Origin of the sequence: Pseudomonas sp. DCB_AW, from assembly GCF_026240895.1 — a bacterium.
GTDB lineage: Bacteria > Pseudomonadota > Gammaproteobacteria > Pseudomonadales > Pseudomonadaceae > Aquipseudomonas > Aquipseudomonas kermanshahensis.
Genome location: NZ_JAPFCE010000015.1, coordinates 22,010 through 34,946, shown reverse-complemented (window position 1 = coordinate 34,946; position 12,937 = coordinate 22,010). Strand labels below are relative to the sequence as shown.

Sequence of the window (12,937 nt, the reverse complement as noted above, 5' to 3'; positions counted from 1 at the left end):
AGCCGTGTACAACCTCTGTAGCAAAAAAAAAACAGCGCACGCTCAAGGGGTAACGACACCCTTTGCAACAGAGCTGCTGTTTCCCCTCTTGGTTTCAGGCGACATTTAATTATAGTATTGCGCCTTTCCCTATTTCGTCCGCCCCGTGCGGCTTACGCCGCAGGTCACTCCCGTTGTCAAAAAAAACCATACGGTCGACCTGCATACCGTTGCAGATAAGGTAGTCAAACATGAGCGCTAGGCACTTTCTCTCCCTGCTGGACTTCACCACCGACGAATTGCTCGGGGTGATCCGCCGCGGCATCGAGCTGAAGGACCTGCGCAAGCGAAGCGTACTGTTCGAGCCGCTGAAAAACCGCGTGCTGGGCATGATCTTCGAAAAGTCCTCGACCCGGACCCGCGTGTCGTTCGAGGCCGGCATGATCCAGCTCGGCGGCCAGGCCATCTTCCTGTCACCTCGCGACACCCAGCTGGGCCGCGGCGAGCCGATCAGCGACAGCGCCATCGTGCTGTCGAGCATGGTCGACGTGGTGATGATCCGCACCCACGCCCACAGCACCCTCACCGAGTTCGCCGCCAACTCGCGCGTGCCGGTGATCAACGGCCTGTCCGATGAGTCGCACCCGTGCCAGTTGCTGGCCGACATGCAGACATTCGTCGAACACCGTGGCTCGATCCAGGGCAAGACCGTGGCGTGGATCGGTGATGGCTTCAACATGTGCAACTCTTATATCGAAGCCGCCCAGCAGTTCGATTTCCAGCTGCGCATCGCCTGCCCCGAAGGCTACGACCCGGATCCACGCTTCATGGCGCTGGGCGGTGATCGCGTGCAGATCATCCGCGACCCGAAGGAAGCCGTGCGCGGCGCGCACCTGGTGACCACCGATGTCTGGACTTCCATGGGCCAGGAGGAGGAAACTGCACGCCGCCTGGCGCATTTCGCGCCTTACCAGGTCACCCGCGAACTGCTCGACCTGGCGGCACCCGACGCCCTGTTCATGCACTGCCTGCCCGCCCACCGTGGTGAGGAAATCAGCCATGACCTGCTCGACGACCCTCGTTCGGTCGCCTGGGACCAGGCTGAAAACCGCCTGCATGCACAGAAGGCCCTTCTCGAATTCCTTGTAGAACCGGCTTACCACCACGCATGAGTCAACCCCTACTGCTCAACCTGCGCAACCTCGCCTGCGGCTACGGCGACCAGCGCATCGTCCAGAACCTCAACCTGCACCTGAACGCAGGCGACATTGGTTGCCTGCTGGGTTCATCCGGTTGTGGCAAGACCACCACCCTGCGCGCCATCGCCGGTTTCGAGCCTATTCATGAAGGCGAGATCCAACTGGCGGGCGAGGTCATTTCCCGTGCCGGCTTCACCCTGGCCCCGGAAAAACGCCGCATCGGCATGGTGTTTCAGGACTACGCCCTGTTCCCGCACCTGACCGTGGCCCAGAACATCGCCTTCGGCATCGCCAAGCACCCGCGCCAGGGTGAGGTGGTCGAAGAGATGCTCGAGCTGGTCAAGCTGGGCGGCTTGGGCGGTCGCTATCCGCACGAGCTGTCCGGTGGGCAGCAGCAACGGGTCGCCCTGGCCCGCGCGCTGGCGCCAGAGCCTCAGTTACTGCTGCTCGACGAGCCGTTCTCCAACCTCGACGTGGAACTGCGCCGCCGCTTGAGCCATGAGGTGCGCGACATCCTCAAGAGCCGGGGTACCAGTGCCATTCTGGTGACCCACGACCAGGAGGAAGCGTTTGCCGTCAGCGACCAGGTGGGTGTGTTCAAGGAAGGTCGCCTGGAGCAGTGGGATACGCCTTACAACCTCTACCACGAGCCGCAGACGCCGTTCGTGGCCAGCTTCATTGGCCAGGGCTACTTCATCCGTGGCCAGATGAGCAGCCACGAGGCGGTCAATACCGAACTCGGCGAACTGCGCGGCAACCGCGCCTACATCATGGCGCCAGGCAGCTCGGTGGATGTGCTGCTGCGCCCTGACGATATCGTGTATGCGCCAGACAGCCTGCTGCGGGCCAGTATCGTGGGCAAGAGCTTCCTGGGGGCATCGACCCTGTATCGCCTGCAACTGCCTACCGGCAGCCAGCTGGAGGCGATCTTCCCAAGCCATATCGATCACCAGGTCGGTGAGGATGTAGGGATTGCCGTGGCGGCCGATCACCTGGTGCTGTTCCCGGTGCCGGGCAGTGTCGCGGCGCAGTTGCCACGGCAGGAAAATGGCGTTCGCCGCTACAGCTCGGCGACCTGATTCTCTATTCTGGGGCTGCTGCGCAGCGGCCCCAGCGATTTCAACCCCTGCCAATACCGGCAAACGTGCCCTGGGTATGTTCGGCCAGCACCGCCGCCGCCAACTCCACCTCCAGCCCACGCCGCCCGGCGCTGACATGGATGGTTGCAAAGTTCTGCGCCGAGTCATCAATAAAGGTGCGCAAGCGCTTCTTCTGGCCTAACGGGCTGATGCCACCGACCAGATACCCCGTAGCCCGCTGGGCCGCCGCCGGGTCGGCCATCTCGCACTTCTTCACCCCCGCCGCATGGGCCAGTGCCTTGAGGTCCAAGGTGCCCACCACCGGCACCACGGCCACCAGCAACTCACCTTTCTCACTGCTCGCCAGCAAGGTCTTGAACACTTGCTGCGGATCGAGCCCGAGCTTTTCCGCTGCCTCCAAACCATAGGAGGCCGATTTAGGATCGTGCTCATAACTGTGCACACGATGCTCAGCGCGGGCTTTTTTCAACAGGTCTAGGGCGGGGGTCATGCGCAGGCTCCGGTCAGGGACAAGTCGGCGGCTACTTTAGGACATATCCCACATCCCAGCCAGTTCGGAGGCTACGCACCTGTCTAGCGTGCGGTTTCGCGACCCCATACTACGTCCAAAACGTGACTGACCGTTCACTTTCGACCTTTGACATAAGCGTTTCTTGTCTATATTTTTTCGTTTCTGAAGAAATGGTGCACATTTAAGGTGCATTTCCTGTATCTGCCTGGGGTCAATGGGGATCGACTCCGGGCTTTGCTGTCGAGCGCCACGCGCCTCACAACAAAAAAAACGAGGTCATACATGACGACTGCTCTACGCGAACCCACCTTGTCCAGCCAATGCCTGGCCGAATTTCTTGGCACCGCCCTGCTCATCTTTTTCGGCACCGGTTGCGTCGCCGCGCTCAAAGTCGCGGGTGCCAGCTTCGGCCTGTGGGAAATCAGCATTATCTGGGGCGTCGGCGTGAGCATGGCGATCTACTTCACCGCGGGTGTTTCCGGCGCGCACCTGAACCCGGCCGTGAGTATCGCCCTCACCCTGTTCGCCGGCTTCGACAAGCGCAAACTGCCGTTCTACATGCTGGCCCAGGTCTGCGGCGCCTTCTGCGGCGCAGCGTTGGTCTACACCTTGTACAGCAACCTGTTCTTCGATTTCGAACAAGCCCACGCCATGCTACGAGGCAGCAGCGAAAGCCTGGAGCTGGCGTCGGTGTTCTCCACCTATCCGCACCCCTCGCTGTCCACTGGCCAGGCGTTCCTGGTGGAAGTGGTCATCACCGCCATCCTCATGGCCGTGATCATGGCCCTGACCGACGACAACAATGGCCTGCCCCGTGGCGCCGTGGCGCCGCTGCTCATCGGCCTGCTGATTGCCGTGATCGGCAGCGCCATGGGGCCGCTGACCGGCTTTGCGATGAACCCGGCCCGCGATTTCGGGCCAAAATTGATGACCTTCCTGGCCGGTTGGGGCGAAATCGCCTTCACTGGCGGACGGGACATTCCTTATTTCCTGGTACCGGTGTTCGCACCGATCCTTGGCGCATGCCTGGGCGCCGCAGCGTATCGCGGCCTGATCGCCCGCAACCTGCCAGTAGCGCCAACCGCAAGCGCTGAGACAAACGACAATCGCCAGGGCGATACTCAAGTCAACTGATGTGGCCTCACGCCCAAGCCCTGACTTCCCATTTTTGCAAGGCCTACGACCATGACAGACACCCTGGATAAGAACTACATCATCGCCCTGGACCAGGGCACCACCAGTTCGCGGGCCATCATTTTCGATCGCGACGCCAATGTGGTCGGCACCTCCCAGCGCGAATTCGCCCAGCACTATCCGCAGGCGGGCTGGGTCGAACACGACCCGATGGAGATCTTCGCCACCCAGAGCGCCACCTTGGTCGAGGCCCTCGCCCAGGCGGGCATCAGCCACGCCCAGGTCGCTGCGCTGGGCATTACCAACCAGCGTGAAACCACGGTGGTGTGGGACAAGGAAACCGGCCGCCCGGTGTACAACGCCATCGTCTGGCAGTGCCGCCGCAGCACCGAAATCTGCGCGCAGCTCAAGCGGGATGGCCATGAAGACTACATCCGCGAGTCCACCGGCCTGGTCACCGACCCGTACTTCTCCGGCACCAAGCTCAAGTGGATCCTCGACAATGTCGAAGGCGCCCGTGAGCGCGCCGAACGTGGCGAGCTGCTGTTCGGTACTGTCGACACTTGGCTGATCTGGAAATTCTCCGGCGGCAAGGTGCACGTCACCGACTACACCAACGCGTCGCGCACGCTGATGTTCAATATTCACACACTGGAATGGGACGAAAAGCTGCTGAAAATCCTCGGCATCCCACGCCAGATGCTGCCCGAGGTTCGCCCCTCCTCCGAAGTCTACGGCCACACCAAGAGCGGCATTGCCATCGCCGGTATCGCTGGCGACCAGCAGTCTGCGCTGTTCGGCCAGATGTGCGTCGAGCCCGGCCAGGCCAAGAACACCTACGGCACCGGCTGCTTCCTGCTGATGAACACCGGCGACAAGGCCGTCAACTCGTCCCATGGCCTGCTCACCACCATCGCCTGTGGCCCGCGCGGTGAAGTGGCCTATGCACTGGAGGGCGCCGTGTTCAATGGTGGCTCTACCGTGCAGTGGCTGCGTGACGAGCTGAAGATCGTCAACGACGCACTCGATACCGAGTACTTCGCCAGCAAGGTCAAGGACAGCAACGGCGTGTACTTGGTGCCCGCCTTCACGGGCCTGGGCGCTCCCTATTGGGACCCTTATGCCCGTGGCGCCCTGTTCGGCCTGACGCGGGGTGTGAAGGTCGACCACATCATTCGTGCAGCGCTGGAATCGATCGCCTACCAGACCCGTGACGTACTGGACGCCATGCAACAGGATTGCGGCTATCGCCTGTCCGAATTGCGCGTGGATGGCGGTGCGGTGGCCAACAACTTCCTCATGCAGTTCCAGGCCGACATCCTCGGCACCTGCGTGGAGCGCCCGAAAATGCGCGAGACCACAGCCCTCGGCGCCGCCTACCTGGCAGGCCTGGCCTGCGGGTTCTGGAGCAGCCTGGATGAGTTGCGCGACAAGGCGATCATCGAGCGCGAGTTCAGCCCGCAACTGGACGAGACGCAGAAAGAGAAGCTTTATGCCGGGTGGCTGAAGGCCGTCGACCGTACCCGCGACTGGGAAGATCACGAAGCCTGACACCCTCCTGGAGGTGCAGCCTTGTGCTGCGAAGAAGCCAGTGATCAGACAGTGAATATTCGCTGCTAACACCGGCCTCTTCGCAGCACAAGGCTGCTCCTACACGCGTCCTGCACATTCGTCTACTGGCCGTCATCCGCTTCCTACGGCATCATTGCAGAATTTGTCCGGCAGCCCATAAGGACCGCCCATGAATCTGCCCCCCCGCCAACAACAAATCCTCGAGCTGGTCCGCGACCGCGGCTACGTCAGCATCGAAGAAATGGCGCAGCTGTTCGTCGTCACCCCGCAAACCATCCGCCGCGACATCAACCAGCTCGCCGAGCTCAACCTGCTGCGCCGCTACCACGGGGGTGCCGCGTATGACTCGAGCATCGAGAACACCGCCTACGCCATGCGCGCCGACCAGATGCGCGACGAGAAGCAGCGCATCGCCGAAGCCGTGGCCTCGCAGATTCCCGACCATGCCTCGCTGTTCATCAACATCGGCACAACGACCGAATCGATCGCCCGCGCACTGCTCAACCATAACCACCTGAAGGTGATTACCAACAACCTGCACGTGGCCTCGATCCTGGCGGCCAAGGACGATTTCGAAGTACTGGTGGCAGGTGGCACGGTGCGCCGCGATGGCGGTGTGGTCGGCCAGGCCAGCGTCGATTTCATCAACCAGTTCAAGGTTGACTTCGCCTTGGTTGGTATCAGCGGCATCGACGAAGATGGCAGCCTGCTGGACTTCGATTACCAGGAGGTACGGGTTTCCCAGGCCCTGATCGCCAATGCACGCCAGGTTATCCTGGCCGCCGACTCCAGCAAGTTCGGGCGCAATGCCATGGTTCGCCTGGGCTCGATCAGCCTGGTGGACTGTTTGGTGACCGACCAGACGCCGACGCCCGCCCTCGCCCACTTGCTTAACCAGTACAAGATTCGCCTCGACGTGGTGTGAAGCAGATTGTGGGGCTGAAGCGTATGGATTGAGATTTTTATCGCTCTCGAGATCGAGCGCCGCCCGCGCGGCGCATCGCGAGCAACGCTCGCTCCTACGTTTGTTTCCGGCCAATTATTCCTGTGGCATTGGCGCGCGGCCCCTTGGCGCCCGCCTCAATGTCGCGTCGGACCAACCAGGCGGTCGCGTGCGCTGGCACAGGCGTGACTGGCCCGAAACAAACGTAGGAGCGAGCGTTGCTCGCGATGCGCCGCGCGGGCGGCGCTCGATTTCGACAACGCCTAATGAATCAAGCCCTACACCCGAATTTTCGTAAATGTTCACTTTATTGTCATCCGATCAGTATTTTCTATAAAGACTGACTGGATACCCGCCTTCTGTTGCGCTAGTATTTTCGGAAACGAACATCAATGTTCATATTCGATGTGAACAGCCCCAGGAGGCCTTGCCCGTGTCCCAGCCCGTTTCGTCCCAGCCCCCCCTCACCGACTGCTATGACCTCGCCGTGATCGGCGGTGGCATCAATGGTGTGGGCATTGCTGCCGACGCCGCCGGGCGCGGCCTGAAGGTGTTCCTTTGCGAAAAGGACGACCTGGCGCAGCACACGTCGTCGGCGAGCAGCAAGCTCATCCATGGTGGTCTGCGCTACCTGGAGCACTACGAGTTCCGCCTGGTGCGCGAAGCCCTGGCCGAGCGCGAAGTCCTGCTGGCCAAGGCGCCGCACATCGTCAAGCCAATGCGTTTCGTGCTGCCCCACCGCCCGCACCTGCGCCCGGCCTGGATGATCCGTGCCGGCCTGTTCCTCTACGACCACTTGGGCAAGCGCAAGCGCCTGGGCGCTTCGCGCAGCCTGCGCTTCGGCCCGGGCTATCCGCTCAAACCGGCCATCACCCGGGGTTTCGAATACGCTGACTGCGCCGTGGACGACGCCCGCCTGGTCGTGCTCAATGCCATGGCAGCCCGCGAAAAAGGTGCGCACATCGTCACCCGCACCCGCTGCCTGCGTGCCGAGCGTGTCGATGGCGTGTGGCAGGTCGAGTTACAGCATGCCGACGGCAGCCTGCAGAGCATTCGTGCCCGCGCCCTGGTCAACGCTGCTGGCCCGTGGGTGGCCAGCTTCATCAAGGATGACCTCAAGCTGGATGCGCCTTACGGCATCCGCCTGATTCAGGGCAGCCACCTGATCGTCCCGCGCCTGTACGAAGGCGAGCACGCTTACATCCTGCAGAACGAAGACCAGCGCATCGTGTTCTGCATCCCTTACCTGGACCGCTTCACCCTGATCGGCACCACCGACCGTGAGTACAGCGGCGACCCGGCCCAGGTGAAAATCACCGAGGCCGAGACCGACTACCTGCTCAAGGTAGTCAACGCGCACTTCAACCATCAGCTCAGCCGTGCCGACATCCTGCACACCTACTCCGGCGTACGCCCGCTGTGCAACGACGAGTCGGACAACCCGTCGGCCGTGACCCGCGACTACACCCTGGCGCTGTCGGCAGGTGAAGGCCAGGCGCCGTTGCTGTCGGTGTTCGGCGGCAAGCTCACCACGTACCGCAAGCTGGCCGAATCGGCCATGGCCGAGCTCAAGCCGTTCTTCACCCAGATGCGCGCCAGCTGGACCGCTACAGCGCCGCTGCCAGGCGGGGAAGATATGACGACTGCGCAGGCACTGACTGACGCCATTCTGGCGCAGTACGGGTGGCTGCCGGTGGACATCGCCAAACGCTGGGCAGTGACTTACGGCAGCCGCGTATGGCGCCTGCTCGAGGGTATTCAGGGCCCGGAAGGTTTGGGCCAGGCCATTGGCGGCGGTCTCTTCAGCCGCGAAGTCGATTACCTGCGCAGCGAAGAGTGGGCTGTAGATGCGGCCGACATTCTGTGGCGCCGTACCAAACTGGGCCTGTTCACATCGCCTGCGGAACAGCAGGCGCTGCACGACTACCTAGTGACAGCGCCGCTGAGCCAAACTTCGTTCAAGGCTGCCTGAAGGCGACGTTGAAGCCGGTGCCGCCAGCGCGGCACCCGCTCACGGCAACACCCCATCAATCCCGAACCAACGGTCAAACGCTTCGCGGGCCAACGTGACAATCAAGTCGCGCTCGCCGTCGTGAATGGCTTGCACGATGCCTTCGCAGTACTTCAAGTATTGCTCCTCACTGACCTCTCCCGCTTCTGCACGCTCCCGGTAGGCCTCTTCGGGTGCCCGGAACGCGTCCACCAGCGCTGTGAAGCGGCGCTCGTAACGGTCCCGCACGTAACGTTCCCAAAACGCCTGATCAGCCAGTGCCTGAGTCAAACGCTCTGGGGTTTCCGCGCGTAAAACTTCGACCCTGGCGTTGTTCAGGTCGGCGGGGGTCAACCCGGCATAGGCTTCAAAATGCAGGGCAGCAGGTTGGGCAGGCAGGCGCAGCGGGCCCGCCAAGCGAACACGGTAGGTGAGGTAGACTTCGATATCGTCCACATCGTGCCCAGCATCGCGAATCCTCTGGATCCGCCGCGTCGCGATCTCATCAAGCGCGTCCAGGCGAAACAGTGAGCGGCTCAAGCGCATCAGCTCAACCTCGCTCTGGGCAATGGACATCCCCGAGGTATGCCGGTGGATCAACGCCCTCACCTCCATCTGGCTGAACAGCCACAACAGGCGGTCCTCGCAGGAAGCGTTGCCGCCCGACATGATGAACAACTGTTCACGCAGTTCAGTGTTCTGCTCGCAGGCCTCGATGATGTTCCAGACCCTGGCCCGATAGTAGGTTGGTCGCTGCACGAAGTCGGACGATCGAGCGAAGTCGCGGAGGAAGTTGAAGAAAGGCCGGGACGTCGTTTCCAACTGCAGGTTACGCCACTGCATCTCGCGCTCGCTACGTTGTGCGCCCGTCGAGCCGAGCAACCAGTGCTCGCGCTCGTTTACCTGCACCAGCTGATGACGGAACGACGAAGTGCCCGACAGTTGATTCAGGTACTGCTCGCTCGCTTCATCCAAGGGATTGTCGTGCAGGGCCATGCGCTGCAGACGCTGGCGCAGGCCGTGGAGGTCCTGATTGACCTGACGGATCTGGTTGTTGCGCAGGTCGGCGACGCCGCGCAGTGGCAACTGCTGCAGGCGCGAGGGGAATGAGGTGATACCTGTCGAACGCAGCCCCACCGGCCTGAGGTGGATCAACCCACGTATATCGGGGGCAAAGCCGAGCGGGTTGTAATTGAGCTCGAGCGTTTGCAAGCGGGTCAAGGCACTGAGCCGGCGGTTGCCGGCAACATCCATGATGATCCGATTGTGATCCAACTGCAGCCCCCGCAGCTCGGTCAACCGCTCTACACCCGGCGGGATGACGGCAAGATGATTCGCACGCAGGTCAAGCTCGCGCAAGTTAGGGAAGCGCGCGAGGAAATCAGGATCGATTTCCGACAAGTCCATGTCGCGCAGGGTCAGCCGCGTGACATGCGGGAAGCTCACCCCCTCTTCCAGCGTGGGCAAGCTGCCGACACGTTCGCCTCGAATGTCCAGCGCGTAGGTGCCATCGCTGCGCAGGCCCGTCTTGCATCGCCAGCAACGGCGGATGCTGTTCGCGACCCGGCCACGCCGCAGCAGGTCCAGCACGCCAGCGTGTTCCATACGCCACCGCCGCAAGACCTGGCGCAGGCTCACCAGTTGCTGGCTGAGCTCGCTGTAGTGCTGCCACGGGTCGACCCCGCGTGCAATCAGGTCCAGCAGATAGCGTTGCAACTGGCTGTCGCCAAGGGTCGGGAAGATTTGCCGCAGCCCTCGCCGGCTGGCCTGCCCACGGCTTTCGCCGCGCCCACTGAGTGGGTAGCCCAGGCGCCCGTCTCCCCACCGCACGGGCGGCCGCACGCCACCGCCTATCGGCGCCTGGCCGATCAACTGCGCGGCCAGGTCACGATGCGTGCGGGCGTGCTCGGCCAGCAGGTCGCTCAACGCTGGCGCGTCCAGCGTGCGGGTCCCCAGTGCGCCTGTTTGCGCGTCACTCAAGGTCAACGAAAGTGCCTGCAGCAGGCTGTCGGTTGGAACAGTGCCTGCCAACAGCTCACCCGTCGCAGCATAGGCGGTATATCCAGTCGGCGTTTTGATGATACTGAACCGCTGAGCAGCAGCATCCGCGCCGGCATGTGCCAATACCGCCCCTGTGCGGCTCTCGGCTCGCACTTCGACGGCATAGGGTTCAAGCCACGGCGCCAAGTGTTCGATAAGGCCAACGGCCAGCTTCGCGGTATCGGCATTGGCTGCCGAAGCCTGACGTAAACCTGCGCAGGCACGGTCAAGGCGGCTGTCGCGCAAAAACCAGCGCGCGCGTTCAGCCAAGGCCAAGGGGACGCGATCACTGGCCAGCATCTGCTCGACCTGCTGGCTGTCGACCTGCTGGATAATTTCATGGGCCCCGCGCTGCGACAGGCCAGGGAAGTCCCGGCGCAGCGCGACACTGGCCAACTCTTCATTGCCTTGCGCTGTGCTGACCAGAAACTCGAACGCCTCGCCCTGTACGGCGGGGAATTGCTCATGCAAGCGGTAGCGCTCCAAGGCATCGAGCAACCGTGCGGGGGGCGGCGCGTTTTCCAGGTGCAGACGCCTTAGCTGTGCGTCATCGAAGCCCGTGCTATCGAGCACCCTGCGTACGTCTTCATCGCTGACGTCGGCCAGTTCAGCGCTCAACCGCCGCATCAAGCGCGCAGGCTCTGCCCACTCCTCTGCACGCTCCAGTGCATGCCGCCAGCCGCCAGTTCCATTGTGCTCGAGCATTGGCTGAAAGGCCTCGCTGCGCTGAGGATGACGGATGAACAGGTGCTCACCATCCTTGTAGCCCGCCAACTGAAAACTGGCTTCGTGCAACTTCAATTGCCACTGGTCATCCTCTGGGATCAGTTCGCCAACCGTCACGCCCTGCTCCTTTACCCGGTAAGCAGACAGGTCATGGGCACACAGCTTGACGTGACCGGCATCGGTGCGAATCGGCGACAGCTCATCGACGAACACGATGCGCTTGAGCACGTGCCCCGCCACTGCAGTGCCAGCGCCTATCGCGGCCCCCAGCGCAACACTTTCAGCCACACTGAATACGTGCTCCAGCGCCCCTTGGCGATCGCCCAGCTGCCAATCCTGGTAACCCTCGTAGACCTCATCGGCAATCTGCACGGCAGCGACCGCAAGCATCAATTCGCCCACCACCGGCACGAACAGCCCAGCCAGGTTCAACAAGGTCAGTCCCGCTTGCTGATACCCCCTCAGCCGCTCATCCCGCGCCTTGCTGTCCTCGTCGGCAGTGGGTACGGCCAGCACACGAGCATCATCGAGCATCTTGTCGATGCGCGAAGCACGCAGGAAGGCAAACAACGGTTGAGTGATGGCAAAGTCACGACCATCCAGCTGCAACACCGCCCCCTCAGCGCTCGACGACAGCAAACGCTTCAAGGTGCCGAAAAAGGCGACCCGATCACGCTCAGCGATGAACCGCGCCATGAACGCCGCATAGTGTGGGTCGCGCAGGCGCAGGCCCATGGCCTGATAGAACGCCCACCAGGATTCGAACACCTGCACGGGCTGCTGAGGGTCACCCGGTATCCAGAGCAGGATCCCGCGCAAATAAGCCTGATCGCGGTCTTGAATCTCGATGGCCACCGCCCCGTGCAGGCACTTGCCCAGCAGGTAGACCTGGCGAGCCGTCAACACAACAGGGTAAGCAGGCACCACAGCAGGCTTTGCAAAGATCGGCAGTGTCTGCAGGTAGTTGTCGTGGCTGATCTGGCCTTTGAGGGCTGCCAGGCGTACAGCCGCTTCCATCGACGAGCGCAGGGCCTCCTCCAGCAATGCCTCGACCTCACGACGGGCCTGACCGGGTTCGTCGCCTGGCCGATCTGCTGGCAGCAGATGCGCGCGCAACAGGGCCTGATAGCGGCCGCCCAGGTCGAGCGTGCGGCACAACTTGGCGAAGCGCTCGAACGATACCGACAGCGTGACACCGGCCACATCGCGCAGCGCGACCTGGGTGAAAGGCCCTGGCTTGGTTTCCGCCTGGGTGAAGTTGTGCAGCGCGGTCGTCAACAGAGGCTGAGTCGAGATGCGGACAATGTTCGGCGACGGCGTTGGCGGAATGGGCGTTGCCAGAATGATTTGAACCACCTTGCGCAGTGTCGCTTTGCGCACGTCAGTGCTTACCTTGAAACGCCGACGCAACGCGTCCTCCAGCAGTGCGGCGGCAAAGTCGTCCAGGGCCGGAATGTGGCTGAACAACTGCCGCACACGCTCAGCACTGTCCTGCTGCTGACGCAGCGCCTGGTGAAGCGCACGCTGCTGGTCGACCGTGGCCGAGGTAAGCCAGGCCGGTAAACGTTGGGAAATCAGGGCATCTATCGAAGCAGGCGCTTCATCGGCAGAAAGGGTCATGGCAGTGCGGTCCGTAAAAGCCGTTAACAGACCACGCTGCAAACCGTCACCTGCGGTAACTAAATCTAGGCCCCATTCATTCGGGTTTCCGAACAGCAAAAGCCAACCCATTCGGAATCACGG

General features: G+C 62.4%; 8 protein-coding genes. 6 read left to right on the top strand and 2 right to left on the bottom strand.

Annotation, left to right across the window (positions count from 1 at the left end):
• Positions 1-230: 230 nt before the first annotated feature.
• Both argF and OO306_RS11585 read left to right on the top strand, forming a co-directional pair.
• The gene (argF, locus tag OO306_RS11590; RefSeq protein ID WP_085273557.1) at positions 231-1,151 is read left to right on the top strand and encodes an ornithine carbamoyltransferase; all 921 of its coding nucleotides are present in this window, start codon (positions 231-233) and stop codon (positions 1,149-1,151) included.
• Positions 1,148-2,257 carry an ABC transporter ATP-binding protein gene (locus tag OO306_RS11585; RefSeq protein WP_099430271.1) on the top strand — a complete coding sequence of 370 codons (1,110 nt, stop codon included), beginning with the start codon at positions 1,148-1,150 and terminating at the stop codon, positions 2,255-2,257. Before argF ends, OO306_RS11585 begins: the two co-directional genes overlap by 4 nt.
• Positions 2,258-2,297: 40 nt before the next feature.
• Here OO306_RS11585 and ybaK read toward each other — a convergent pair whose 3' ends face one another.
• The gene (gene ybaK / locus OO306_RS11580) at positions 2,298-2,768 is read right to left on the bottom strand and encodes a Cys-tRNA(Pro) deacylase (RefSeq protein ID WP_054899441.1); all 471 of its coding nucleotides are present in this window, start codon (positions 2,766-2,768) and stop codon (positions 2,298-2,300) included.
• Positions 2,769-3,071: 303 nt separating this feature from the next.
• On the opposite strand from ybaK, the gene OO306_RS11575 reads away from it, so the two are divergent.
• The 4 genes from OO306_RS11575 to glpD all read left to right on the top strand — a co-directional run bounded on the left by OO306_RS11575 (position 3,072) and on the right by glpD (position 8,410).
• Positions 3,072-3,923 carry an MIP/aquaporin family protein gene (locus OO306_RS11575; protein ID WP_027594186.1) on the top strand — a complete coding sequence of 284 codons (852 nt, stop codon included), beginning with the start codon at positions 3,072-3,074 and terminating at the stop codon, positions 3,921-3,923.
• Positions 3,924-3,974: 51 nt separating this feature from the next.
• Positions 3,975-5,474, top strand: coding sequence for a glycerol kinase GlpK (gene glpK / locus OO306_RS11570; protein ID WP_099430273.1), 1,500 nt, complete (start codon positions 3,975-3,977; stop codon positions 5,472-5,474).
• A 190-nt stretch (positions 5,475-5,664) separates the two neighbouring features.
• Complete coding sequence (glpR, locus tag OO306_RS11565; protein WP_027594184.1) at positions 5,665-6,420, top strand: DNA-binding transcriptional repressor GlpR; 756 nt, start codon at positions 5,665-5,667, stop codon at positions 6,418-6,420.
• A 451-nt stretch (positions 6,421-6,871) separates the two neighbouring features.
• Entirely contained in the window at positions 6,872-8,410 is a 1,539-nt protein-coding gene (glpD, locus tag OO306_RS11560; protein ID WP_265968739.1) for a glycerol-3-phosphate dehydrogenase, read from the top strand.
• A gap of 39 nt (positions 8,411-8,449) precedes the next feature.
• Here glpD and OO306_RS11555 read toward each other — a convergent pair whose 3' ends face one another.
• A complete protein-coding gene (locus OO306_RS11555; protein WP_265968737.1) occupies positions 8,450-12,814 on the bottom strand; it encodes an NEL-type E3 ubiquitin ligase domain-containing protein in 4,365 nt (1,454 codons plus the stop codon).
• Between the last annotated feature and the right edge of the window lie 123 nt (positions 12,815-12,937).